The organism is Treponema sp. J25 (assembly GCF_004343725.1).
Taxonomy (GTDB): Bacteria; Spirochaetota; Spirochaetia; order Treponematales; family Breznakiellaceae; genus J25.
The window spans coordinates 52,769-79,037 of record NZ_PTQW01000029.1; the positions used below are offsets into that span (position 1 = coordinate 52,769).

The 26,269-nt window shown below is 52.1% G+C and carries 19 protein-coding genes; 9 read left to right on the top strand and 10 right to left on the bottom strand.

Translation table 11 applies throughout. The features are described from left to right. Positions 1 to 81: 81 nt before the first annotated feature. The 3 genes from C5O22_RS09190 to C5O22_RS09200 are packed head-to-tail and all read left to right on the top strand — an operon-like array spanning position 82 to position 3,145. Positions 82 to 1,056, top strand: a complete 975-nt coding sequence (locus C5O22_RS09190) for an RluA family pseudouridine synthase (RefSeq protein WP_132781135.1) — start codon at positions 82 to 84, stop codon at positions 1,054 to 1,056. 15 nt (positions 1,057 to 1,071) lie between these two features. Continuing rightward, positions 1,072 to 1,941 carry a hypothetical protein gene (locus C5O22_RS09195; protein ID WP_486389497.1) on the top strand — a complete coding sequence of 290 codons (870 nt, stop codon included), beginning with the start codon at positions 1,072 to 1,074 and terminating at the stop codon, positions 1,939 to 1,941. 16 nt (positions 1,942 to 1,957) lie between these two features. Further along, positions 1,958 to 3,145 carry a tetratricopeptide repeat protein gene (locus tag C5O22_RS09200; RefSeq protein WP_132781138.1) on the top strand — a complete coding sequence of 396 codons (1,188 nt, stop codon included), beginning with the start codon at positions 1,958 to 1,960 and terminating at the stop codon, positions 3,143 to 3,145. Here the strand turns inward: C5O22_RS09200 and pcnB are convergent. Beyond that, positions 3,138 to 4,355, bottom strand: a complete 1,218-nt coding sequence (pcnB, locus tag C5O22_RS09205) for a polynucleotide adenylyltransferase PcnB (RefSeq protein WP_132781140.1) — start codon at positions 4,353 to 4,355, stop codon at positions 3,138 to 3,140. The two genes, C5O22_RS09200 and pcnB, sit on opposite strands and share 8 nt — an antisense overlap. Positions 4,356 to 4,404: 49 nt before the next feature. Next, complete coding sequence (locus C5O22_RS09210) at positions 4,405 to 5,355, bottom strand: alpha/beta hydrolase (RefSeq protein ID WP_132781142.1); 951 nt, start codon at positions 5,353 to 5,355, stop codon at positions 4,405 to 4,407. A gap of 63 nt (positions 5,356 to 5,418) precedes the next feature. Between C5O22_RS09210 and C5O22_RS09215 the strand changes: the two genes are divergently transcribed. The 3 genes from C5O22_RS09215 (at position 5,419) to C5O22_RS09225 (ending at position 10,296) form a co-directional block, all read left to right on the top strand. After that, positions 5,419 to 6,579: a class I SAM-dependent RNA methyltransferase gene (locus C5O22_RS09215; RefSeq protein ID WP_132781144.1), complete on the top strand. Its 1,161-nt coding sequence runs from the start codon at positions 5,419 to 5,421 to the stop codon at positions 6,577 to 6,579. A 72-nt stretch (positions 6,580 to 6,651) separates the two neighbouring features. Beyond that, positions 6,652 to 8,397, top strand: coding sequence for an outer membrane protein assembly factor BamB family protein (locus C5O22_RS09220; RefSeq protein WP_132781145.1), 1,746 nt, complete (start codon positions 6,652 to 6,654; stop codon positions 8,395 to 8,397). A gap of 204 nt (positions 8,398 to 8,601) precedes the next feature. Then, positions 8,602 to 10,296, top strand: coding sequence for a P83/100 family protein (locus C5O22_RS09225; RefSeq protein ID WP_132781147.1), 1,695 nt, complete (start codon positions 8,602 to 8,604; stop codon positions 10,294 to 10,296). A gap of 377 nt (positions 10,297 to 10,673) precedes the next feature. On the opposite strand, the gene glgA is transcribed toward C5O22_RS09225, so the two are convergent. From glgA to C5O22_RS09260, 7 genes are read right to left on the bottom strand one after another with little or no spacing between them, the layout of a single operon-like run. Next, the gene (gene glgA / locus C5O22_RS09230) at positions 10,674 to 12,143 is read right to left on the bottom strand and encodes a glycogen synthase GlgA (RefSeq protein ID WP_132781149.1); all 1,470 of its coding nucleotides are present in this window, start codon (positions 12,141 to 12,143) and stop codon (positions 10,674 to 10,676) included. A 23-nt stretch (positions 12,144 to 12,166) separates the two neighbouring features. Then, positions 12,167 to 12,583: an ACT domain-containing protein gene (locus C5O22_RS09235; RefSeq protein ID WP_132781151.1), complete on the bottom strand. Its 417-nt coding sequence runs from the start codon at positions 12,581 to 12,583 to the stop codon at positions 12,167 to 12,169. A 9-nt stretch (positions 12,584 to 12,592) separates the two neighbouring features. Then, the gene (locus C5O22_RS09240; RefSeq protein ID WP_132781153.1) at positions 12,593 to 13,894 is read right to left on the bottom strand and encodes a phenylacetate--CoA ligase family protein; all 1,302 of its coding nucleotides are present in this window, start codon (positions 13,892 to 13,894) and stop codon (positions 12,593 to 12,595) included. A gap of 15 nt (positions 13,895 to 13,909) precedes the next feature. After that, positions 13,910 to 15,223 (bottom strand): phenylacetate--CoA ligase family protein, encoded by a 1,314-nt coding sequence (locus C5O22_RS09245; RefSeq protein ID WP_132781155.1) that lies wholly within the window; start codon positions 15,221 to 15,223, stop codon positions 13,910 to 13,912. Then, a complete protein-coding gene (locus tag C5O22_RS09250) occupies positions 15,220 to 15,795 on the bottom strand; it encodes an indolepyruvate oxidoreductase subunit beta (RefSeq protein WP_132781157.1) in 576 nt (191 codons plus the stop codon). Before C5O22_RS09250 ends, C5O22_RS09245 begins: the two co-directional genes overlap by 4 nt. A gap of 26 nt (positions 15,796 to 15,821) precedes the next feature. After that, positions 15,822 to 17,480, bottom strand: a complete 1,659-nt coding sequence (locus C5O22_RS09255) for a thiamine pyrophosphate-dependent enzyme (RefSeq protein ID WP_132781159.1) — start codon at positions 17,478 to 17,480, stop codon at positions 15,822 to 15,824. 9 nt (positions 17,481 to 17,489) lie between these two features. Then, positions 17,490 to 18,953: a sodium:solute symporter family protein gene (locus C5O22_RS09260; RefSeq protein ID WP_132781161.1), complete on the bottom strand. Its 1,464-nt coding sequence runs from the start codon at positions 18,951 to 18,953 to the stop codon at positions 17,490 to 17,492. A gap of 226 nt (positions 18,954 to 19,179) precedes the next feature. Here C5O22_RS09260 and C5O22_RS09265 point away from each other — a divergent pair, with 226 nt between their 5' ends. Genes C5O22_RS09265 through C5O22_RS09275 form a run of 3 tightly spaced genes read left to right on the top strand, consistent with a single transcriptional unit; the run spans position 19,180 to position 24,569 of the window. After that, positions 19,180 to 20,334, top strand: a complete 1,155-nt coding sequence (locus C5O22_RS09265; protein WP_132781163.1) for a glycosyltransferase family 4 protein — start codon at positions 19,180 to 19,182, stop codon at positions 20,332 to 20,334. Positions 20,335 to 20,350: 16 nt separating this feature from the next. Next, a complete protein-coding gene (locus tag C5O22_RS09270; RefSeq protein ID WP_132781165.1) occupies positions 20,351 to 21,661 on the top strand; it encodes a DEAD/DEAH box helicase in 1,311 nt (436 codons plus the stop codon). 4 nt (positions 21,662 to 21,665) lie between these two features. Then, entirely contained in the window at positions 21,666 to 24,569 is a 2,904-nt protein-coding gene (locus C5O22_RS09275; protein WP_132781167.1) for a radical SAM protein, read from the top strand. Between the two features lie 63 nt (positions 24,570 to 24,632). Here C5O22_RS09275 and C5O22_RS09280 read toward each other — a convergent pair whose 3' ends face one another. Continuing rightward, on the bottom strand, positions 24,633 to 26,225 hold the full coding sequence (locus C5O22_RS09280) for a capsule assembly Wzi family protein (RefSeq protein WP_132781169.1): 1,593 nt from the start codon (positions 26,223 to 26,225) through the stop codon (positions 24,633 to 24,635). Between the last annotated feature and the right edge of the window lie 44 nt (positions 26,226 to 26,269).

Consider the following 26,269-nt stretch of genomic DNA (forward strand, 5'->3'; position numbering starts at 1 on the left):
GGGCGATGCAATAAAGAAATGATAGATTACCAGGACAGTGGCGTATATACAAGGATCTCATAGCCAAAAGAGGCATTCACGATGATACAAGAGTTTATTATTCAACCCAACGACGAAGGTCGCCGGATTGACCGGATCCTCCGCAAGGTCCTTCCGGATCTTCCCCTTTCAGCGATCCACCGACTGTTACGGTCTAAAAAGGTGTTTCTTAACGGAAAAGCGGTCCTCGCAGGCGACCGGGTTCAAGCGGGGATGAAGCTCGAGATAGACCTGGCACGCCCTCCCCTGGTGGTTGTACCAGGGGGGGGCCGGCAAAAGTCAAATGTTCCCTCCGGGTCTATCCCGCTAGAAATTCTCTGGGAATGCCCTGATTTTATGGCGATTTATAAACCAGCGGGGATACCCGTGCATGGACCAGGCAGCGTCGAGACCAGGATGGTTCCCCTCATTCTCAAAACCATTCCCCCATCCCTCTCCTTCCGGCCAGGCCCCCTCCATCGGCTTGACCAGGGAACCAGCGGGATTCTCCTTTTTTCTAAAAGTCTCCGGGGAGCCCAGGTTATTACCGAGGCGTTTCGACAGCGGCGACTTACCAAGTGGTACCTGGCAATTTTAGAGGGAGTGCTCCCCACAACAGAAACCTGGTGTGACGTACTCCTTCGGAATCGACAGGAACGGCGCACCCAGCGGGCTAGAGAAGACCAGCCTCAGCGTAAAGCCCAGGAGGCCCGGACCTTGTGTGTACCCCTGAGTACAACCCAGGGCTATACCCTGGCGGCTCTTACCATTGAAACGGGCCGCACCCATCAGATTCGCGCTCAAGCGGCCGTTCATGGGCGCCCCCTCATGGGGGATGCAAAGTATGGCGCCGCTCCCTTTAAAGGAGGATTTTTCCTGCATGCCTATGAAATTCAGTTCCCCGATAACCTTCCCATTCCCCATCCCCCATTCCTTCGGGCGCCCATTCCACCCCTTTTTAAAACCCAGATACACCGCTTATTTGGCGAAAAAGTACTCCTTCAGCTTGATAGAAATCCTTTTCTTAACCCATTATGAGATAGTATAGTAAACATGATGTGGAAATTCTTACGAGAGTTTTTCTGGTTCTTCAAGGGCATTAAGGTATACGCCCTGGTAGGAGAAAGCGGGACCGGCAAAAGCTTTAGGGCAAAACTAGTTGCTCAAAAATACGGAATCGATTTCATTATTGATGACGGACTCCTTATTCGCGACAATCGTATTATCGCCGGCCATTCCGCAAAAAAGGAAAAAACCTTTTTGGCAGCCGTAAAGGTAGCCCTCTTTGATGATAAGGCCCATAGAGACGAGGTAGCCCGGAAACTTCAGACAGAGAAATTCAAAAAGATCCTTATTCTTGGGACCTCTATCAAAATGGTAAACAAAATTGCCGCCCGACTGCAACTGCCCCAACCGCAGAAAATAATAAAGATTGAAGATATCGCTACAAAAGAAGAAATAGAAAAGGCCATCCGTTCCCGTCAGATTGAAGGTAAGCACGTCATCCCCGTTCCTTCCATCGAGGTAAAGAAGAATTATCCTGCCATTTTTTACGATGCTATCCGGGTTTTTTTGAAACGCCCCCGTATCCCTCCGATTACCAGTCCTACCAGGATTCATGAAAAATCGGTGGTTCGTCCAGAATACTCCCGGCGAGGGCGGGTATTAATCTCAGAAGCAGCCTTAAGTCAGATGGTTATCCATTGCGTGGATGAATACAATCCTCAGATACGACTAAAAAAAATTCTTGTTAAAGAAGATGGCCAGGGATACCGGCTTGTCATCACCATTGATGTTCCCTTTGGGACCCAGCTAGCAGGGAATATTCACGAACTCCAGCAATATCTTATTGATAACATTGAACGATATACGGGTATACTTATTGAAGAAGTCAATATTATAATAGACAAAATAATCCAATAAAGAATAGGGGGTACATATGAAAAAGGGTATCGGTCTAAAGAAAGGGTGGCTTCTTTTCTTTTACTGTATGGCGCTCGGTGGAATCCCGTACCTCTGGGCTCAGGAAACAATTCCTGTCACCGAAGGAACCTACTATCGCATCAGCAGCCGGCTATCTGCCGAAGAAGTAAAAACGCTCCTTCAGGAAATGGATGGGCGATTTACCTTATACAATCGGCTCTTTCATTTTTCACCGGAGAGTCTTTCTCAAAAGCTGAACCTTCGAGTTTTTACTTCGGAAAAAGAATATAACGAATATGTGACCAGTAAGATTGGTCAGATTCGAGAAGGGGCAGTTTACTTACACTATGGGGACCCGGCACTGAATGAACTGGTTCTGCGCTATCCAACCACTCCCTATGGGAAAATCATGGCCCATCAAAGTTGTATTCAATTCCTCCGGGCCTTCATCCCCAATCCCCCCACATGGCTCCAGGAAGGTATGGCCATCTATTTTAGCGGTCTTTTGTACAACCAGGAAAAGGGGGAGTTTACCTATGAAGAAAATCTCTCCTGGCTTCCCACGATAAAGAGTTGGGGAAAGGAAGTTCCAGTACCCACAGACATCTTGTTCCATGATGTGACGCCGACCATTCCTCAAACAAAGGTGCAGGGAGCCGCCTGGGCGCTGGTATCCTTTTTACTGAATACGGATAACGAAGAGTATCGCCGCCTATTGTATGAAACCTTTATTCTCCTTTCGCCCACCCTGGATCGAAAAGCAAACAGCCTTCTTCTTGAAAAGCGGCTGGGTCCCTGGTTTGACAAGGAACTCTTTAGTCAGGATTTCCTTGCCTACCTCGGTTCCCGGAAAACCTTTACCGAGCTGATAGAAGAGGGGCGGCGGGCCTACAATGAAAAGAACTATGCCCAGGCCGAACGGGCCTTCAACGAAAGTCTGCGAATTAAACAGGACCATTATGCCCCATATTACTATCTGGGGCTCTTAGCGTATGAACAAAAACTGTATGATCTCGCAGAACAGCAGTACCTGGCGGCATTGAATTACGGCGCTGACAAGGCCCTGCTAAACTACGCCCTGGGACTTAATGCCCTGGCGGCGAACAAAAAAGATGCGGCCCGGACCTATCTTATTCAGGCCGCCGAGGCTGCACCCCAGCGGTATAAGACAAAGGTGGACGAAATCCTTTCCCGTCTTAAATAGGAGCATGCTCTGCGAGGGGGGTCTTTTTTCCTTTTCTTCGTCGTTTTTTCCTTCTCGGGCGTTCAGAGAGCGAAGGGGTACTCCGGTGGTCCCCTTCTTGTTCCTCTTTAAAAAGCTCAGGGAAAGAGGGGGCCCCCTTTTTATTTTTCGGAAGGCGATGTTTTTTAACAACGATGCCCCGTTCCCGGAATAACAGTCGCAGGGCCTGTTCCAGCGCAAGGCGGGGAGGATTAAGGGGCATGATAAACTGGCGAACCTCCCGGAACGTATCCCGGTACACTTCCAGATTTTCTTTTTCTTTATCCCAGGGCGATGTTATTTCCACATAGGAACGAATCAAAAAAACCAGGGCGTCCCCCATAGAAACGGTACCGGCCTCCTGCACCTTTTTATCCAGGGCTTGTAACGAAGCAAAATAGGCTTTCTTAAAAAGCCGATCTTTTTTACAAAGCCCTGCCGCCCGGGGTTGTAAATAACGATACAATCCGTACTTAAAAAGCTCCTCTACAATGGGATAGGCATACCCGGAACTTACGATTTTGGACATTTCTTCTGTCCGCCGAGAAGGCGATACCGTATCGAGCAAGGGAGCTTCTCGACGGATCTGCCAGGCCAGGTACCAGGGGATAGAAAAACCTGTCATGACCGCGTATTTTACGGCCCGAATCATGCGGACCGGATCATCCTTAAAAATAACCTCCCGAGGGATAATTGCCTTCAGCCGGCGATTTCGAATGTCCTCTACCCCGCCGACAAAATCAAGCACCACCTCTTCCACAGGATCGTAAAAAAGGGCATTCAGGGTAAAATCCCGCCGTAAAACATCCTCTTCGATAGTGCCGTAGGTGTTTCCCGTATGGCCATCCTTAATGGAACGAAAGGTGGCCACTTCAAAAATTTTATTTCCTACGTAGACGTGGACCAGCCGAAACCGTTTACCAATAATGCGGGAGTTTCTAAAAATCCGTTTTATCTGATGAGGGGTCGCATTGGTAACAATGTCAAAGTCCTTGGGTTTTTTACCGATGAGAAGGTCCCGAACGGCACCTCCCACAATATAGGTCTCGTAGTGAAAGGATTTCAGTCGTGTCACAATCATTACCGCATCGGGATCTACCAAATTCAGGGTGATCCGATGTTCTTCCCTCGTATACACCAGGGCTTGTTTTTCCAGTGTTCCCCTGGGAGTGGTAGCATAGCGAATTCGCAAGGAAACCTCAGCCGTTGTTGTTGGTATAAAGATGTTTCAACGAAACATATTATCGCGTTTCTAAATGTCGATTAATCCAGGAAAGAAGATGATGAAACACTTCGGTACGATTGAGCTCATTGATCATTTCATGTCGTCCCTCCGGATACAGGATAAACTCCAGGTCCTGAATTCCCGCCTGTTTGTACGCATCAACCAGCCGGGTTGGGCTTTTCCCCATTTCTCCTACCGGATCAGAAGCGCCGGCAAAGATTAAAATCGGCAATGTTGAAGGTATGTTCTGTATCGCCTTCGGTGTATGAATAGTCCTGAGACCCCACAGAAGGTCCCGATAAAAGGCGGCCGAACAGGGGAAGCCGCAGAGGGGATCCTGGATATAGGCGTCTACCCGTTCTGGATCCCGAGAAAGCCAATCAAATTTGGTACGGGCCGGCTGAAAGGGGAGATTATAAGCCCCATCAGAGAGGGAGTATAAGAGGGGAGAAAATTTGCGCCCTCCCTTAAAAAAGGCCACCAGTGAAGCAAGACAGGCCCCCAGAAAAATCACCGGCCCTCCAGGGCCCCGGGTTCCCGATAGAATACACCCCGAAAGAAGTGCCCCCTCTTTTTCAATATACGCCTGGGCAAGGAAGGAGCCCCAGGAATGTCCAAAAAGGATAAGAGGAAGCTGGGGATATTCCTGTTTTATCTGTGTACTTATGGCGATCAGGTCCTGCCCCACCCGGGCAAAGCCATTTCGATCCGCACAATGGCCGAGTTGTCCTCCGCGGGAAGGATCCGATATGGCACGAGCCGTAGCACCATGCCCCCGGTGATCATCGGCCCATACTTCTATTCCTTGATTGCAAAGGAACTCCGCAAATTCCCGATATCGCTCCGAATGTTCCGCCATGCCATGCACCACCTGGAGAACCGCCTTAGGAGTTCCATCGGGTTTCCATCGACGAACAAAAATCGTACATCCATCGTCCATGGAGATATAACAATTCGATTCCTGCATGGTATTCTATTGTATCCCTATACCACGATTCTGGCAATCATGCTATAGTGCCACTGGATAGGTATGTCAACAAGGGATAACTATTTTCAAGGAACCGTAGAACGACTTGTGGCAGGCGGCGATGGTCTTGTGGTACACGAGGGGAAACCCTATTTTGTTCCCTTTTCTGCACCCCAGGATAAACTGGCGCTCCGCATCACGGAGCATCATAGCTCTTTTGGACGGGCTACGATTGAAGAAATTATTGAGCCATCACCCCTGAGGATATCCCCCTCCTGCCCGCTGTATGGCCAGTGCGGGGGCTGTTCTCTGCAACATATTCAGTATGAGGCCCAACTTACCATAAAGGAAGGGATCCTCACTGAGCTCTTCCAACGGATTGGGAAGGGCATAACCATCCCCCCCATCAAGGTTATTCCAAGTGAACCCTATGAATATCGCCATCGGATTCAACTGCATGCCACAGATCCAAGAGAAAAACAAAGCCCCGTTGGATTCAAGGCCTTTCATCAAGAACGGGTGGTGCCTGTGACGGATTGCCCCATCTGTCATAGTCCTATCCGCAGGGCTCTGCAAAAAAAAGAACTCCGCCCACCGCAGGGCAAGAATCGATTCACGGTTTTTTCCTGGGATACGGCCCTTTTTCAGGAAGGAAAACAGCCCCAGGGAAAGATCATTTTGAAAGGGAAACCCCTATACGTAGATGCGGGGGTATTCTTTCAGAGTAATCTTTCAACCCTGGAACTTTTAATTGAAGAACTGATGGAAATAACCAGGAATATTCCCCATCGACATAGGGCGGCGGATCTCTATTGTGGGGTTGGCACCTTTGGGGCCTTCCTCCGGGAATATTTTTCTGAACTCGATCTCCTTGAAGCTACCGAAGCATCCCTTTTTTTAGCAAAAAAGAATATCCAGGGTTCGGGGATTCGGTACTTCATGATGCGGGACGAAGCCTGGGCCAGTTCTCAAAAAAGGGAACCCCAGGGATACGATCTTGTGGTGGTAGATCCTCCCCGGCAGGGCTTATCTCCTGCCATGCGAAACTACCTTGCTTACCAGGGGTCTCCTTTTCTGGTCTACGTATCCTGCGAAGGATCAACCCTTGCCCGGGACTGCAAAGAGCTTACCGAAGGGGGCTATACTCTTGAACAACTGAGCCTCTATGATTTTTATCCCCAAACGGCCCATATGGAATGTCTTGCCTTTTTAAGGAAAAAATGATGAGAAGGAATATCTTTCAGCGAACGGCCCCGTGTATTGAGCGGGCTCTGCAGTTTTTTTAAGGGAATATCAATGAGAGGGCATATACGGCGACATGGAGGACTACAGGGGGCCTGTTTTTTTCTGCTTCCCCTTTTTGTCTTTTTCGAATTTTTGCCTTCTTCCTACGCCCAGGAGTTTACCACTTCTCCCACCTGGAGGGAGGCCCTGGGCGCAAAGATCATCGGTGAACCCACCAGCCAGGCCTCCTCGGTGGTAATCCTCTGCGATGACGGAACCGTCCGCTGTTTTAGCTATACCGGCAAAGCCCTGTGGACCTTTGATACCCGTTCGAAGCTCCTTCCCTTTGTAAGCCGGGCCCCCGATGGGAGCACCTACGTGATGAGCCAAGAACGGTTTTTAATAGCCCTTAATCGGGCGGGAAGAAAACTCTGGAGCATCCGTTTAGCCGCCCCTTTACAGGGGCCCATCCAGTTCGGCTGGGATGGCCGGCTTTTTATTCCCCTTCCGGACAGGGTCCTGTGTTTTACACCCGGGGGCTTTCAGCTCTGGGAACGGAAACTCCCTTTTCCCCTTCGGGAAGCGTTGGTCCCCGATTCCCAGGGGGGTGTTCTGGGGATGACCGAAGGGGCTATCCTGATCCGTCTTTCTGCGCTGGGGAGGCTTGAACAATATACCTGTGATTCTTCCCCATGCCTTGTTTTTTCCCTTCCTCCGGTGGAACAGGACTCCTGGCGAGGGGGTATCTACTACAACAATGGAACAGGGGAGATTATCAGGGGAGGAAAGCGGGAAGGCCCCTTGCCAGCCCTTCCCGCCCCACCCCTCCATGCCAAGGAACAGCAGGGGAAGCTTGCCCTTTTCCTTGAAAACGGGAAACTGGTACTCCTTAGCCTGAAGTCCCATACCACTCTGTGGGAAGGGGCTGTTCCTTTTTACCAGCGGGGAACGGCCGTAAAGGACTCCCCCTCCCGAACTACAATGGTGGAAAGCCGGCTTCTTTTTGATGAACGGGGCGTTTACTACCTGAGTCGGGTCGGGGCGGTAGGCTTTACCCCGACCGGGCAGCGACTATGGCAGCTTACCCTGAAGGGAGCCAGTTCTCTCCCCGCCTTTAGCGACGAAGGGATTCTGTACGCCGGCGGTACCGATTGGATCCTCTATGCCTATAAAATAGAGGAACGGGTCCGATCACGAACAACCTCTTTGTATGGGTCATTTCCAGAGGGTTCCTACGGATTTGCCGTCGTTTCCGGTGGAGGAGGCCCCTTTATGTACCCCTTTGACACAGAAGAAGCGGCTATCCAAACACAACTCAGGGAAATTCAGGATGCCCTGCAGAATCAATCCATAGGAGAAAAAGAAAGGGACTATTATGAGATTCTTTGTTTTATTGCAGAAGGGAAGGTTCCTCCCGGATGGCAACCAATTCTTCTTTCTTCTCGGATTCAGGCCCTTTCTCTTTTGGGGGCCTTCGCTTCCCGGGAACTTATTCCCTTTCTTGCCCAGTTAGTCCAAAAAGAATCGGAACATCTGGTCATTGCCCAGGCCCTTACCGCCCTTGGCTCTATTGGGTCCGATCCTTTTGGATATGCCATGGGTGCATTTCGTTATCTTCTGAGCCGACCATTCCTGTATCGGAACGAACAACTTGCGGCCAGTCTCGCCAACGCCATTTATCGACTCTGCATGTTTTCGGGTCCCCCGCTCAGTGTGGAAGGGGTGCACCTCCTCGTTCAACTTTCTAACCAGATTTTTTCGGCAGGACTCCAAAACACCATAAAAACCTATCTTGCGGATCTCCGAAAAGAATCATAAAATCTTAGTAGCCATGGCGTTCTCCAGAAAAACATGATAAAATGAAAAAATAGAGGGAATAAAAAAGAGCAAAAACAAAAGGGATGAACCCTTTGGGAGTGAAAGAACAGCATCTGATACCAGGGAAGAACCAGTAGAGGGATTCCGCATATAAAAAGCGGCAATCTTTGAAGGGCCTTCCCTCTAAAAGTAAAGGAGAAAACGATGGGAGATACTTCTGGATTCCAGAAGAAGGCGTGCTGCATAGGGCTTCTGTGGTGGGGAATCTTTTTTTATCTCATTCCCTCAGCTTTTGCTCAGGAAGCGGTGGATCGACAAGAGCTGGAAAAGGCCCGTTCGGCCCAGATCATATTTATCAATTACGAAGGCCCCCATGGACGGATAGATACCCGGGACGATATCTGGGCTATCGGCTACGCCCTTGGACGGGCAATTCGAGCGGGAGCCACAGAGGCAGGTTCGATGAATCGATACCATGTGGTCCATATACTCAAGGCTCAGCCAAGTCCCGGGACGCTGAATGCGGATGTTTTTTCTTTAGGGATCGATGTAGGGGTAGATCACATACGGAATTTACGACTTATCCTTCAAGGATACCTTGAGGGAGCCTATGAATACAATAAAAATGATGCGGCCCTGCTTGCTACGTTTATTACCCTCTATAATGCGGTGTATCGGGGCGATATTGCCTATCTCCAATCCCGCTACGTGCCAGAGGTTGCTTCCCGCTTGCAACCAGGAAAGGCCGGTCTTGCCCTCCGCTTCGATGACTGGCCAGGGAAAACCCAGATGCTCATTCCCCTTGCCACAGGCGAGGCGGGGTCCCTCAGGGCCATCGATACCACGTCCCTCACCGATAAGGGGGTTACCGAACAGCTTCGCAAAGAAAGCGATCGGGGGGTAGAGCCTCGGAAAGACATGGTGGATCTCAAGGAACGGCAGATTCAGGAGGCCCAACAACAGGCAACGCTGCAGCGGGAGGCCATCGTACAGGAAGAACAACGCCTTGCGGCAGAACGGGCCGCACTGGAGGCAGAGAAGGCCCGGATCGCCCAGCAAGAACAGGCCATGGGGCAACAACAAGCAGGGCAGACTGGTCCTCAGGGGACTCAAGCTGCTACGGCAGGAAGTGCCGCTCCCCAAACACCCCCGGAAGGTGCCCCGGCAAGTACTGCTGCCGCGGGACAGGCAGGAGCCTCTCCTTCAGAGCAGACCCTGGCAGAACAGAAACAGGCAGTGCAGGAAAAGGAAGCGAGCCTTGCCCAACGGGAACAGGAACTGGCCCGTCAGAAAGAAACCCTTGCGGCCCTAGAAAAGGAAGTGGAACAAAAAAAGGAAGAAGTTAAAGAGGATCGACGAGAAATTGCCCGGGATCAACAAGTTCTGATTCAGCAAGAAGAAGCTAAAAAACCAAGTCCTACGGGTATCCTGGGGTTCCAACTGTTACAACAAAACAGTCCCCTGGGCCGGTTCCTTCTTCTGCAACAGGATGATCCCCGCACCATCCTGGGGTCCTCTACGTTGAACACCATCAATGGCCGGACCATCCTCTATGAAGAGAACGTAATCTACGCCATTGCAGGGATGGCCCAGGGCACCGGGGCAATCCGGTTGGTTCGCATCAATGCCACCACCCTGGAAATGATCGATCAGGGCAAAGACGACATCAGCGCCACCAGTTTGCTGTGGAAATTCGGGAAGGACCTCTATGCCCTGGTAGTAGCAGAAGGGAAGACCTACCTCGGTAGGTTTGACACGAACCTGGCCCTGCAGGCCCGTTCCCGGACAGAGGTACACCCCTACGCGACGGTGGAAATCCGAAACGGTACGCTGCTTACCCAACAAAAAGATGGAGCACCCCTCCTCCTGGTTCCCACCGATTTAACAGAAAAACGATAAGCATCGGGGCCTTTCGTTTTAGTGGGGGGCCCCCTTACCTTCTCGGGGCATCAAAAACGCCGCCATTTTCCCCCTCAGGGGGTCTCTTCCTTTCATGGGGCCTCCGCTTGAATGGGGAGATGCATTTTACAGGAGCCAAAGCACTATTCTTTTCCTCCTCAGGGGGGCTCCCCTTCAAGGAGAGGGGGTATCCCTTTCCTTGGGGCATCAAAAGCGCTTCAGTCCCCCACAGGGGGCTTTCCCAGAGACCCCGGATGTGGAGAAAGGGAGCAGCAACAGCACCCTGTAACCATAAGGGGGTTCCTCTCCGCCAATAAAGAGGTGGGGTAAACGGGGGGAACAAAGGCGGCTCAACTGCTCCGCGACATTTTAGACCCTTACGAAAAAAAGGCCTGGTACAGGGCTTCGTAGCGACTTGCAGAACGGTTCCAGGAAAAGTCCTGCTGCATTCCCCGTTTTCGCATGGCCGTGATATGGTCAGGCCGGTTATAATATGCCCATATGGCCCAGCCAACCGTATCGTAAATAGCCCGAGGGGTAAGGTCATCAAACATAAAACCGGTCCCCTCGCCGGTTTGTTGGTTGTAGTTTTCCACCGAATCGGCAAGGCCCCCCGTCCGCCGCACAATCGGGGGGGTTCCGTACACCAGGGAATACATCTGATTGAGTCCACAGGGTTCATAGCGACTGGGCATGAGGAAAAAGTCGCTTCCCGCCTCGATAAGGTGGCTTGTCTTTTCATCATAGCCGATCATCACCTTGAGATTTGGAAGCCGACTTGCCAGGGACCGCAGTTCCTGTTCGCACCACCTTTCTCCTGAGCCCAACACCACCATCTGGAGCCGCAATTCAGTACAGATAGACCAGGCGGCTCCGTAATTGGGACCAAAGAGTTCTCCGATCCCCTTCTGGTCCGTAAGACGACCCACCATTCCTACAATGGGTACTGAAGGATCCTGGGGAAGCCCAAAGTTTTTCTGAAGAGTTTCCTTTGCAAGGGCCTTCCCTGAAAGATCCTCCGCCGAATAGGGACGGGGTATATAGGGATCGGTTCGAGGATTCCAGATAGTCGTATCGATACCATTAAGAATACCTACATAATCAGCCGCTCGGGCGCGCAACACCCCATCCATTCTAAACCCATAGGCAGGGGTCTTCGTTTCTTCCGCATAGGTAGGAGAGACGGTGGTAAGCTTATCCGCCGAAGTAAGGGCCGCTTTTAAAAGATTAAGTCGGTCCCAGTCCTCAAAACCCGCCGCCGAAAACAATGACCAATCAAGACCAAAGTAATGATAAGCATCTTTTCCATAAATTCCCTGATAACCAAGATTATGGATAGTAAAAACCGAATAGGTTTTCTCAAAATCCCGGAATCGTTCAAGGTATTTTAAATAGACCGGCACCAGGGCTGCTGGCCAATCGTGGGCATGGAGGATGTCGGGAATCCAGTGGAGTTTGCGGCACACCTGAAAGGCAGCGCGGGAGAAAAAGGCAAACCGATAGGGATTATCCCGAAAATCAGGCTCGCTGTAGGTACCATAAATGCCGTCCCTTCCAAAAAATCCTTCGTGGTCGATACAATACACCGGGACCCGTGCCTTCCCGCCCAGAGTAGTCAGTTCTCCCTCGTAAACCGCACACCACTCCTCCCGGCCCCCCATGGGAACCCCCAAAGGTCCGGGAATCATTTTCAGTTTTTCCCGAGGAATCGAGTAGTAGCGGGGTAAGAGGATTCGCACATCGTGCCCCCGCTCTGCCAGGGCTAAGGACAAAGAAGACACCGCATCGGCGAGTCCCCCCGTTTTTGCAAAGGGGACCGCCTCACTTGAAATCATGAGGATTTTCATGGGAACCTATTGTAGAAATAATTTTAAAACTTTTCCACTACCGCCAGCCCGTGTTGCTGTACGATGGCCAGGCCGTGTTCAATATCCTCTACTTTGAAAATAACTACCGCCTTCCCCGTTTCTCCTTCGAGGGAAGCATAGAGGTACTCGATGTTTACCTTGTTTTCCCGGAAAATCTCCATAACCCGGGCAAGACTCCCGGGGACATCGGGGATTTCCACCGCCAGAACATCGGTCAGTCGGGCCGTAAAACCCGCTTTGCTTAACAGCTGCGCCGCCTCTTCGCTTTTATCCACAATGAGCCTGAGAATTCCAAAATCGGCCGTATCGGCAATGGAAATAGCCCGAATATTGATATTCGCCTGGGCGAGTACCCGCGTCACCTCCGCAAGGCGCCCCGCGGTGTTTTCCAAAAAAACTGAAATTTGTTTAATCTTCATAGTGCCTCCTTAGATTTTCCGTTTATCAATAACCCGTTTTGCCTTACCAATAGAGCGCTCAATCGTTTTTGGCTCCACCAGTTTTACCTTAAGACTGATACCTAATTTGGATTTCATCACATTTTCTATTTTAGTACGCAAGTTTTCCAGTTGTCGAGTTTCATCCCCAAAGAGTTCCTTCTTTACCTCCACCTGCAGTTCTACCTCATCGAGGTGAGAGGGGCCCCGATCAACGATAATAAGGTAGTGGGGATCCGTCCCCTCGATTTCGATAAGGGCATGTTCTATCTGGCTCGGGAAGACGTTCACCCCCCGGATGATAAGCATGTCGTCGGTGCGACCAAAGAGGCGGTTCATCTTGATGGTGGTTCTACCACACACACAACGATCCCGGCGCAGAAAGGTCACATCCCGGGTACGATAACGCAGCAAGGGGGTTCCTTCCTTGACCAGGGTGGTAAACACCAGTTCTCCCTTTTCCCCTTCAGGTAGGACTTCTCCCGTATCGGGATCGATGATTTCAGGATAAAAGAGATCCTCGTTGATGTGGAGCCCATCCTTTGCTTCGCACTCGAAGGCAACCCCAGGACCGGTAATTTCCGTAAGGCCATAGATATCATAGGCATCGATGCCATACTTTGCCTCGATTTCTCGACGCATGTTCTCGCTCCAGGGCTCTGCCCCAAAACAACCGGCCCGAAGCTTCATTTTCTTTAAGTCATAGCCCGTTTCAGCGGCCTCCTCGGCCATGTACAGCGCATAGGAGGGCGTACAGGTAAGGATGGTGGAGCCAAAATCCCGCATCACCATGAGTTGTTTCTGGGTATTCCCCGATGACATGGGAATGATGTTTGCACCAAGCCGTTTCGCTCCATAGTGGACGCCCAGTCCCCCGGTAAAAAGCCCATAGCCGTAGCAATTCTGGATAACATCGTTTCGGGTAGCCCCCGCCCCTGCCAGGGTGCGGGCCATGGCCTCTTCCCAGTTTTCCACATCCCGCCGGGTATAGGCATCCACCACCGGTAACCCCGTGGTACCACTGGACATGTGGATCTCCTCAATTTCCGCCTCAGGGCAGGCAAGGAGCCCATAGGGATAGGTTTCCCGCAGGTCATCCTTGGTGGTAAAGGGAAGTTTTTTGATATCCTCAAGACAGGTAATATGACGAGGTTGGATTCCCGCTTCATCCATCTTTTTACGATAAAAAGGAACCTGCCGGTAGAGTTTTTCCACCAGGTTCTTAAGCCGGGCAAACTGGAGTTGCCGGCGAACCTCCGGATCCATTGCTTCATATTCGGGATTAAAAATCATACTTCCTCCTCCGACTTATACGTCCTTCGGCCGTTTATCAATAACCCGTTTTGCCTTTCCTTCAGAAACGGGCAAGGTTCCCGGCTCATGGAGTTCCACCCGGGGTTTGATGAAGATGGTGTTTTGCAAAAGGTGCTGAATCCGCTCCTTAAGGGCATTAAGGGGGCGGGCATCATCCATGAAGATCTGGGGACCCACCTCGGTCTGCACCGTAAGCCGGTCAAGGGCGCCTTCTTTTTCTACCACAATCACATAATTGTTGCCCACCTCGGGGATTGCCATGAGCACCTCTTCTATCTGACTGGGGAACACGTTAACCCCGTTGATGATGAGCATGTCATCGGTTCTCCCGGTGATACGACGGATTCGCCGGTGGGTCCTGCCGCAGGGACAGGGTTCAGTATAAAAGGCCGTTAAATCCCGGGTCCGGTATCGAAGAATGGGCATCGCCTCCCGGCACAGGATCGTGAGGACCAGTTCCCCCTGCTCTCCATCGGGGACCGGCTTAAGCGTATCGGGATCGACAATTTCGGCAATATACCCATCCTCCCAGAGGTGCATCCCATCCTTGTGCTGACACTCAAAGGCTACCCCGGGGCCATTCATCTCAGAAAGCCCATAGGAGTTATACACATCGACATGGAGCATTGCTTCGATCCGTCGTCGGGTATCCTCCGAATAGGGTTCGGCCCCCGCAAAGGCCTTGCGTAAAAAGAGGTCCTCTGACCGAAGGCCCTCTTCCTGCATCTTTGATTGAAGGTGCAGGAGAAAACTGGGGGTCGCATGAACCACGGTGGTCTTAAAATCCTTCATCATCTTGAATTGGCGGCTTGTGTTTCCTGGGCCTGCGGGGATTACCAGCATTCCCACCTCTTCTGCCCCATAGTGGAACCCGAGTCCTCCGGTAAACAGGCCGTAGGTAATCATGTTCTGAAACACATCCTGCCTCGTACACCCCGTTCCATAAATACAGCGGGCCATGTAATGGGCCCATACCTCTATATCTTTCCGGGTAAAGTAGATGGTCGTGGGCGTACCGGTAGTACCACTTGAAGCGTGGAGCCGGACCACCTCTTCCAGGGGAACCGCAAGCATCCCATAGGGGAAGGCATCCCGGAGATCCTGCTTCGTGGTAAAGGGGACATGGCGGAGATCCGCTAGGGTCCTGATATCTGCACCACCCTTGATTCCCGCCTCGTCCAGGATTTTCTTATAAAAGGGGGTTGTCCGTGCTCGGTCTATTACCTTACGCAATCGGGTAAGCTGTAGATTTTCCAGTTCTTCCCGGGGGAGTGTTTCTATTTCCTTATCCCAGTACTGATAGTTCATGGCATGACCACCTTTCTGCCCAGGTGCAGGGCCCGAATGTTTGCATCGATAACGGTAGGCTCTTTTGTGGCAAAGAGCTCACAGATAGTGTGTTCGATGTTTTCTATAGGGATATTGAGATAGGGGCTTGCCGCTCCAACCATTACCATATTTATGGCCTTGGTAAGCCCTGCCTCCTTTGCAAGGGACTGGGCTTCTACCACATGGCTGTGGGGTAAAGAACGAATAGCCGACAGAATACCATCGATCTCGGGGTAATTCGGTATGTTCACCAGCGGTTCTGCGGCGGTTACCACGACGCCCTCTGGAGAAAGATAGGCCAGGTATCGCAGGCTTTCTACCGGTTCTGTGGCGATGATAAGATCCGCCCCACCCCGGGGAACCAGGTCTGAATAGATGGGCCCATCGGAAAACCGTAAGTGGGCCAAGACTGCCCCGCCTCGCTGGGCCATTCCATGCACCTCCGATTGACGGACCGAAAGGCCCTCTGCTGCCGCGGCCCGGGCGATGATAGCCGCAATAGAAAGAACCCCCTGCCCCCCTACACCTGCAAGAATAATATCTCGTTTCATAGAACCCTTCTCCATCACATTTCGTCTCATTGCCCTGGGGCTCGCTCATCACAGGCAGGAATTCCCCGGGCCCGGGCCTCCTCCTGTTTTTTCCGTTTCTTAAGTGCCTCAAGGCACTCCCGTTTAAAGATAACTACCGAAGGTCCCGGATATTCGATTTCCTTTCGGAGTCGGCGGGCATTTTCTTCAATCAGGGCCCGTTTTGTCTCCAGAACAATGAGATGTTCCGGATCTATACCAATACCTCGGATAAGGGAGACCAGTTGTTCCGAAGGAAGCATGGTATCCTGGCAGCCGGTCATCGCAACAATGGAATTATCCAATATCACCAGGGTCATAGGAGTTTGATGGGCCACCACATCGATGAGGGGGGTAATTCCGGAATGCAAGAAGGTGGAATCCCCAATCACCCCGATACAGTGCTTGATTCCCGCATCGCTCGCCCCTTTAGCCATGTTCACCGATGCCCCCATACAAACCACCGTTTCCGGCACATTGTAGGGAGGTGTGGCCCCCAGGGCATAACAGCCAATATCGGCGGTGATTGCCACCGATTCGAGGCCTTCCACGGCCTTTTGAAGGGTGGCATAACTATCCCCATGGGGACAACCAGTACAGAGCTGGGGTGGCCGCCCTGGCACCGGCGGAATTGAAACCTGCAGCACCGGTCGGGGAGCAAGCCCAAGGGCAGCCCGGACCACATCGGGGTCCAGTTCTCCCGTGGGGGGTAATGTGTTATCCAGCTTACCCCGAATACGAAGTGGAAGGGGTAACAAGCCCCGCAGATACCGCTCAAGGAAGGGCTGGCCTTCTTCTATTACCAGAACGTCCGCGGCCTTTTCGCAGGCCCGCCGAATAAGGTCTACCGGTAATGGGTATACCCCAATGTGAAGGTGCACCGGCAGTTGGGACACGGTTCGATAGTCCTCGAGGTTTTCTTCAAAATAGTTTCCCCCGAGGCCTGTGGTGATCACTACCCGCCGTACATCCCGACCTTCGGTGATAAGCCGGTTTACCAGGTGGCTTTCAGACCACTGGATCAGGGCCCCTTGCCGGTCAAGCAAGGACTGATAGCGCCTCCGGGCAAAGGCAGGAAGCAGCAACCATTCAGACCGGTCATTGGTTTTTTCCAGGGGATTTTCTGCCTGTTCTTGCCGCGGGGAAACAGGGGCCCGGGAATGGGAAAGCCGAGTTACCAGACGAAGTAACACCGGCACATGAAAACGTTCGGATACCTCAAAGGCTTCCCGGGTCATCTCATAGGCTTCCTGCTGATTCCGGGGTTCCATACAGGGAACCAGGGCAAAAGAGGCATAAAAGCGAGAATCCTGTTCGTTCTGGGAACTGTGCATCCCGGGGTCATCGGCCACTGCAATCACAAGGCCCCCTTTGATTCCCACAAGGGCCCCATTTACAAAGGGATCGGATGCCACATTGAGTCCCACGTGTTTCATGGTCACCAGGCTCCGCCGTCCCGCGAAGGAGACCCCTAACGCCGCCTCCAGGGCCGTCTTTTCGTTGGTACACCACTGGGCCAGGGGTCCCAGGCCCGCCGCATATCGTTCTTGCAAAAATTCCATGATCTCCGTGGAAGGAGTTCCTGGATATCCGTACGCCGCGGTAAGCCCCGCATGGATTGCCCCCAGGGCCACCGCTTCATCACCAAGGAGTGTCATCTCTGTCATACGTACCCTTTATACACCTTTAAAAGCCTCTTCTATAATCGTATTTTCAGGCTTTTTACTTACTAAAGAAACTATCGGAAACACGATGAGGGGGACAAGCATGGCACCACTGGCTGCCAGAGGAGACTGAGCTGGTCCCAGCATAAAAAAGAGCCCTATTTCTGTGAGAAGCCCACTGAGCATGGCACTGTAGGCGGCTACTTTGGTTCCCCCTTTCCAGAAAAGACCATAAATATAGGGAGCTATAAACGAACCTGCCACGGCTCCCCAGGAAAGGGACATGAGGGTTACAATGAATTCAAATTGATAACGGGAAATAAAATACGAAATAATGATAAAGATCGCGGAAAGGAAACGCATCATGGCCACGGACCGATCCTTTCCAGTGGTAGCATCGAGCCGACCGGGATACAAGTCGATAGCCACCGATGAGGAAGAAACCAGCACTAGCGATGATAGGGTGGACATGGACGCAGAAAGAACAAGCAAGAGAATGATAGCCAGTAAAAGCTCGGGCAACACTTGTACTAGGAGGGTGGGGACAATGGAATCGAAATTGATGCCTCCCTTGGCAAGCCGGGGAAGAGTTTCGGGATTAAAGTAGAGGTGGGCCGCAATTCCCACAAGGTACGCCGAAAAACCAATAACCGCCGAAAAAACCGTACTTACCGTAGCGGCACGCCGGATTTGGCTCCCATCTTTAATGGCATAGAATTTTTGCACCATCTGGGGAAGCGCCCAGGGACCAAAACTAGTCATAAAGACCAGGGAAAGGACCGTAATTACCGAGGGTTGTTGCGAAGCAGGAACATGTTCTTGATACAGTCTTCCTACCTTCTCGATCCCCGCAACAAAGCCCCCTGCCCTTTGATACACCACCCATACCATGGCAAGGGCGCCTCCAAACATCAATATACCTTGAATAAGATCGGTCATGGCAATGGCAAAGTAGCCGCCTAATACGAGATATACGCCAGTAAAGCCAATCATCAAGAGCAACGCCGTTTCATAGGGAATTTGGAAGACCGCTTCAAATAGGTGTCCTAAACCTTTAAACACCGATGCCGAATAGGGCAAAAGAAAAAAGAAAATAATCGCCGCCGCAAGGGGCTTTAGGTGCCGGGCCCCGTAGCGTTCCTGGAGGAATTCGGGCATGGTCATGGTATCCAGGTTCTGGGTCATGATACGGGTACGGCGGCCCAGAACAAGCCAGGCTCCTAAGGCGCCGACAAGGCAGTTTCCCAGGGCAATCCAGAGGGCATTCAGACCAAAAAGCCAGCCCTGTTTTCCTGCAAAGCCAATAAACAATACCGCCGAAAAGTAACTGGTCCCATAGGCAATCGCCGATAACCAGGGGCCAAGAGTTCTCCCCCCAAGGAAAAAATCCCCCAGGGTTTTGGTTCTGAACATGCCCCACAGACCTATCCCTGTCATAATCACAAAAAACACCACTAATAACACCACACTCCACATACCCCGTTCCTCCTCCGGTCCTATTCAGTACTTCTAAGTTATTTTCAGGGGGCCTCCCTCTCGTACTGCAGTTTCCGGCCTTTTCAGTTTAATAGAGAGTGAAGAGATTTTAGCATAATTTTAGTCTTCCTGCCACAAATTTTTTACAAGTTTAAACTTTTAGACCGAAGGAAATTCCCCCTTCTCCAAAAAAACAAAGTATGGCATACTAAACAAAGGAGTATCTATGCGAATTGGCTTATTCACCGACACCTATCCCCCCCAGGTGAACGGGGTAGTCACGGTAGTTCGAACCTTAAAAACAGAATTGGAAAAACGGGGACACCAGGTTTTTGTGTTTACCGTTCAACATCCCGATGCAAAACCAGAAGAAGGGGTGTTTCGCATCCCTTCTATTAAGTTTCCCGCAGAACCTCAGCACCGTATTGGTTTTTTTACCGATCCCCGGGTGGTAAAAAAGGCCCGGGAATGTAAGCTGGATATCATCCATAGCCATTCGGAGTTTAGTTTGTATCTGGCAGCCCGGGCGGTGCGACGAAAATTGAAGATCCCCTCGGTTCACACCCTTCATACCTACTATGAAGATTATCTGTACTACGTGCCCATGCTCGAACAGATTCTTAAAAAAAAGCTCCCCGATTTTATCAACTTTGTCCTCCGATCGCAGGATTGCGTTATCGCCCCTTCTCGAAAGATCTACGATTATCTGGTAGGCCATGGGTTTGACCGTCCCATTCGTATCGTCCCCAATGGGATCGATTTAAGTAAATTCTACGATCGCTCCGGTGAAACAGAACAGGCTGCCCGGGATATGCGGCATCGGTTCCGCATCGAAGACGATGAAGAGGTGATTGTCTTTGTAGGACGACTGGGCACTGAAAAGAACATTAATACGCTGCTGCTTAACTTTAAAGAAATTGCCGCCCGCCGCCCCAGGGCTCGACTCATGATCGTAGGGGATGGTCCTGACCGCCGAGATCTGGAAGCCTATACCCACGAACTGGGAATTGGCCCCCGGGTAGTGTTTACCGGGTATCTTCGCTGGCCCGATGAGATTAAGCTCGTATATCAGGGAGCCCAGCTTTTCATGAGCGCATCCCACAGCGAGGTCCATCCCATCACCTTTATCGAGGCCATGGCATCGGGGCTTCCCGTGGTAGCCGCGGCGGATCCCAGCATTATCGACATGGTGCTTAATGGAGAAAACGGCTTTGCCGTAGAAAACGACAAAGAGCTCTGGGAAAAGGCAGTAGTAATCCTGGAGAATCCGGGACTCCAAAAGCAACTGGGTATGCGGTCTGAGGAAATTTCCCGTAACTATTCGGTAGACCGCTTTGTGACCTCTATGATAGAAGTATACGAAACCTATCGGAAACACTAATAGGCCCGGCACAGATATGGCAGGTTTTTATGATCTGGGGGTTCCTCCGCTTTTCCTTGAACGTCTGGGGGAACGTCACGTAGCAACCCCCACGGTGGTGCAAGAAAGGGTAATTCCGCTTTTAGGACAGCGGAGCGACCTGGTCTTCCAGGCTCCTACTGGAAGCGGTAAGACCCTCGCCTATCTTTTGCCCCTCCTTCGCAACCTGTTCGAAGATGGACTGAATGATTTTTCTCAGTTAGAGAAAGGATCCCCTGGAGACTCCTCCCCTGGCAGTTCCTCCAGTGAGGGAGTACAGTTGCTTATTCTGGCCCCAACAGCGGAGCTTGCAAGCCAGATAAAGCAGGAAATTTCCTGGCTCCTCGAAGGCAGCCCCCTAAGGGCGCTTCTGTGTATCGGTGGGGCCAACATTATTCGCCAGATCAGTACCCTTAAAAAAGAGAGACCCCGTATCGTAGTGGGTACCCCTGAGCGGGTCCTGTACCTCATGCAGTTAGGGAAAATTAGGCCCCTTGCTATTCGATATGTGGTGCTTGATGAGGTGGATCGGCTCTTTGCAAAGGATCAAAAGGATCATACGACGGCCCTACTCGCCCGATGTTCTTCTCCCCGGCAACTCGTAGCCTGTTCGGCCACCATTCCCCCCAGGGTACAAGAAGCCCTCAAACCTTATCTGCGAGAAGGCTGGCAGTACCTTACCATTGAGGGACTATCATCAGAGAGCCCACGCCCTCTATCCGATACCCCGGAACGGCTTCCTGACGATGGCCGGACGCTTCCCGCTTCTATCGATCATTGGGCGGTGTTCAGCGAACAACGAAAAAAAATCAGCACCCTCCGTTCGGTGCTGTATGCCCTGGGGGTGACCGACCCCGCCCACCGGGGAAAGCGGCAGGCCCTGGTGTTTGTAGAGCGGCCTGATCAGATAGGGAGAGTAGTATCCCAGTTACAGTATCATCATATTGCGGCGGGGGGGCTCTTTTCGGATATGCCTAAGCAGAATCGAAAAAAAGCCATCAATGATTTTAAAAAGGGCGCTCTCCTCGTACTGGTAAGTACCGACATAGCAAGCCGGGGACTCGATTTTCCGAATATAAAGTTTGTAATCGAACTCGATGTGCCCCCCACAACCGAAGGCTACCTCCACCGGGCAGGAAGGACAGGCCGGATGGGGAAGCGGGGCATCATGATCACCATCGGTGATGAGCGGGAACTAGAACAGCTTGCCCGGCTCGAGAAAAAACTGCACCTTACGGTATATCCCAAAGTCCTGTATCAGGGACGCCTTATCGCACCTCCTCAGTCACCATCCCCTCAGCAATCTTAACGCCATGACAGGAAATCACGCCGCTATAGAAACCACCGGAACCACCTTTTCATGGGTCAGGGCTCAACGAATTTCCCCCGCCTTTCCGGGATGGAACAATCCTTCCTGGGAAAGCGCCACGGTGCGCATTCTTTTTGTACGCCTCTCCCCCTTAGAGGATCTCGAAGAATCGAATACCCACCTGTTTTTGTTTTCCCTCATGCGATCGGTGCTGGGCGAAACGGCCTATGGGGATTTTTGTTTCTTTCCCTCGTATAAAGAACGACAAACCATGGAAAAGAGGGGTGAGTCCTGGGTACAAGGGCTTGCTTCAGGGAAAGGCTGGGAAGCCTTTGATTATCTCCTCTGTTCCTGTTCCTACGCATTGGAACTCCTTAACCTTCCGCTTATGCTCAGAAAATCGGGGATACCCCTCCGGGCATCAATAAGAAAGAAGGAAGGAAAGCCCCCTTCTTCCCTTCATCCCTATCCTCTCATTATCGTAGGGGGGTCCAATATTCTGGCAAGCCAGGGGCTGATATATCCCGATGGCGATTCCTTTGTAGATGCCCTGTATTTCGGGGAGGCGGAAGCCTATGGTCGAGAGTTTTTTAGTATCCTCGCCGGGCAAACGGGAGGCCCTCCATCAGAGGCCCTCCAGGCTTTGGAAAAGGCTATTCCGGCCCTATGGGTGGCCACCCCTTGGAAAACGGAGGGACAAAAAGACCCCGTCGTAGGGGTAGATATTCCGGGGAACAGAAAAGAACAAAGCCAGGTTGTTGCCGCCGGCCACACCACTGATCAAGCAGAACCACCCCATCAACCTATTGTTCAGGCAGAATCCTCACCCCGGCCTGTGCAGTATGCCCGGGTGAAAGTACAAGATAACCCCTTCCTTCCAACCGCCTATCCCCTTTTTAACCACCCGGGGGCCGATACGGCGCGGCTCCAGATTTCCTGGGGCTGTCCTTCCTTCTGTACCTTCTGCTTTGAAGGCTGGGAACGAAAACCCTACCGGGAAGTGCCCATGCCGATCCTGCGCGAGCAGGCCCGGCAGGTGGCTACCAACACGGGGGCCTCCACCGTAGAGCTCTATTCCTTCAATTTTAACGCCCATGGAGACCTGTTTCCTCTTTTATACGAACTCCACCAGGTGTTTGACCGGGTAAACATGATGAGCCAGCGGGCAGATATTCTGGCAGAACTACCGGGGATGCTGGACTATGAACTTATCGGGGAAAAGCGATCTTTTACGCTAGGAATCGAGGGAATCTCCCAAAGGATGCGGGATTACTATGCCAAGGGTCTCTCAGAGGAACAACTAAAACGTCTTTTCAGGGAATTGTGGAAGAGGGGCGTTCGGGAAATCAAATTATTTTTTATTTTGTCAGGCCACGAAGAGGAGGATGATTTCACAGAATTCCAGGCCCTCTGTGAATATATTCGAAAAATCTCAGAAGAAAGCCCCGGGCCAGAAAGCGGTGGGCGACCGCGGGTGATTTTTTCTGCGGGTTTTCTGGTCCGCATGCCCTGGACACCCCTTGCCCTTGAACCCTGCCTGTTTGACCGGGACCACATGGAAGCCCTTGCCCGCCGGATGGGAACCATCACAAGTGCCACGGGTTTTGAATTCCGCACCGCCATGGAATGGGATGAATATGTGCTGGATCAACTCATCGTGGCAGGCAATCACCAGGTGGCCCATTTTCTGGAAGAAGGTTCCCGACGGGGTCTCCTGTACGATAAGGGTATCCGGGGCTCCTGGGAAGACCTGGCACAGCAGTACCTTACCTATCGGGAGGCATTGGAACAACCGGGTGGTTTTGAAACCCACATTCGGCCCTCTCTCGTTTCTCCTTACAGAAACCTCAAGCTTTCTGTATCGTCGGAGGCCCGCCGGCGGGCCTATGAGGCAAGTCAGCGGGCGCTTCACCGTTTTCCTGCCCAAAGAGCGAGGGAAGCGCCCCAATCCCTTTCGTCGTTCTATCCTTTTGCCTGTTTTCGCTTACCGGGAGAATCCGCATCCTGTGGTGGCTGCGGCGCCTGCCGTAATAACGAAGAACGACACCTTCTTATAGAACACCGGTTCCACGGCTCCCTCGGTGAGTATGGGAGCCTCCTGGAACAGCTTATCAAAAAGAAACGAAAAAGCCGCCCCCGCTATCTTATGGTTCGGCTTCCCCCTTCTTTTGCGGGGACCCACCGGGAATACCTGTCGGCCCACCTCCTGTCTTCGGTATTTCAACGGGAGCCGGGTCTGATAGGCCGGCTTTTTAGAATCGAAGAGGCCCTCTGGAGCCGGGGCCCCTGGGAGGACCGCCTGGGAACCCTCTGTGCGGGATGGACCGTCATCGGCGTATACGGGATTAGCGGTGCTAATCCCCAGGGAGCTCCCTGGATTTCCGATGAAGATCTGGCCCTCGTTCAGAGGGCCCTCGCGGCCTTTTTACATCACCCCGTGACCCTTTGCGAAGACCCTTCTCCCGAGGCCTACTATCCAGAACGACTTACGATTAGCTGGCCCGCTTCCAGCATGGAGAAGGAACTTCAGCGCCTTCGTCGCTGGCTTGCCTCCCTTAAGATCGCCACCACCGAACGAAAAGGCCCGGGGGGGGAACGGATTTTCGAGGTTGCCCCAAAGGATAGAAAAAAGCGGATCCTCCGGGAACTGCGATTTTTCTTTTATACCGATACGGAAGGTCCAAAGGAAAGGCCCTTCCCATCTCCCCTGTATGGCGAGGAAGAGGGGCCTCTTTACGGAGCAGGGCCGTTATCTTTTACAGAAAAACAGGGAAAAGGCCCAGCTTCCTGGGCCTCGATATATATCGAGGGCGCCCAGAAAGTGAGCCTCCAGGGGCTTTTTACGGCTACCGACTATTTCCTTCCCACCGTGGAAGCCCTGGGAAAGCGTTCAGACCAGACTGGATGAAGAGGGCCCCGCGGACATACCGGTAAAAAAGGGAACCGCCTCTTCGTACCATTGGTACCAGTCTTACCAGCGCCAGCTCCCGGTGACACTCCAATAGAGGGACCATCCGTTGTTTCCCTTTTCCAGATTGCGGTTCCAGCCATATTCGGCCACGCAATCAGCCTGGAGTGCCAGATCCCCCCAGTCGGTGGGAAGACTCCAGGAAAGGCCGAGGCCCCCCGCAAGGCGGTAATCGATCACCGATTGGGTAAGGAAGCGGGTTTCATAGTGGAAGGTGGCGGTCCCATCGTCAAGGCGGCCATCATCAAAAATCGTCCCATCATGGTAGGCCTGCGTCATGCCGGCGATTCCTTCGGAGGCATTCCCATGGCGAGTAAAATAGGAGGTAAGGGCTACGGAGAGTTCAGGCAAGAGGGGCTTACTGAGGACCAGTCGTACCCTGTCCGAGTTGGGCTCCAGGTCAGAGCCTAAACTGCGGCCCCGGTGGGTATAGTTAGTGTAGTTGGGTGTATTATCGGTATAGCGGGCAATACTGTTTTCATGGGTGTACATGTAGGGCATCACCGCGGTGTATTCCAGGCGTACTTCGGGGAACCAGCCCTTTTGAGGAACATAGTCCAGGCCCCCCTGGGCAGCGAGCTTATACTTGGTATCAAATTTAAAGGACACAAGGTCATTGAAATTAAGATCATCGACATACACCTGGGAACGGACCAGAAGCCCCGAGAGGGGGCGCCAGCGAACATGGAAACCAAAGAAAGAATTATCCGAAAACCCTGTCATAGACTGGGAGGCAAAGAGCTGGTTAAAGGGAATAAAGTATAAGGGCTCTAGCCGCGCTCCCCAGACGACGGATTCAAAGAAACCCCACTCAAAATTGGAGAAAGGTCTAAAGTCAAAGGTGTGGAGCATGAGGTACTTATCTGAAAACTGGCCATTTCCAAAGTCATCGGTGGCGGTAAGAACCATGAAGAGGGCTCCAAAGTTCCAGGTGTCTTTTCGATATTCCACGCTAAAGTGGCCTGCCCGCCCGGCCTGACTTCCTATCACGGGGCTTGTATCATAAAAGGGGCCAAAGCTGGTCCGATTGAGCCCGGCCTGCATATATACGGAAGCGGTCCCAAGGGCGAGACTACTGGTCCAGTTCTGGAGTATTAAAAAGGGACCCACGCTGGCCCAGTCTTCGATAAAATCCGAATAGGGCGAATAGGTACCGGGAACCCGGAGTTCTTCCCCCGGCTTACGAAGGGACCCATACACCCTAAGGTCATAGGACGCGGTAAGCCAGGATTCAAGGGCAAGCACCCCATCCACCGTGGGGGCCCCATATACTGTGGTATCACCGTTTTCGCCTACCAGAGTGCCAGTAAGCCCCACATGAAGGGGTCGATCCTTCCCAGAAAGGGCAGACCGATACCGCAGGGCCCTTTTCTGGGCCTCCGCATCACCGCGACTTATTACCTCATCAAGAAGAACAAGGATGAACTGGGCCGGATAGGGCCGAATTTGCGGAAGTGAGGTGGTGATATACCCCTGGGTAAACCAGCGATCCATATCCCGATACAATTGATCGTTTGGATCGTGGGGTACCTGGGCCATTAGCATTCCTACCGCGAACAGCGCCAGGGCTATCGAAAGACTCAATTTTTTGTACATCCTGTAGTACTCCTTTGTTTTTATAGGTATGACCGCAGGGACAC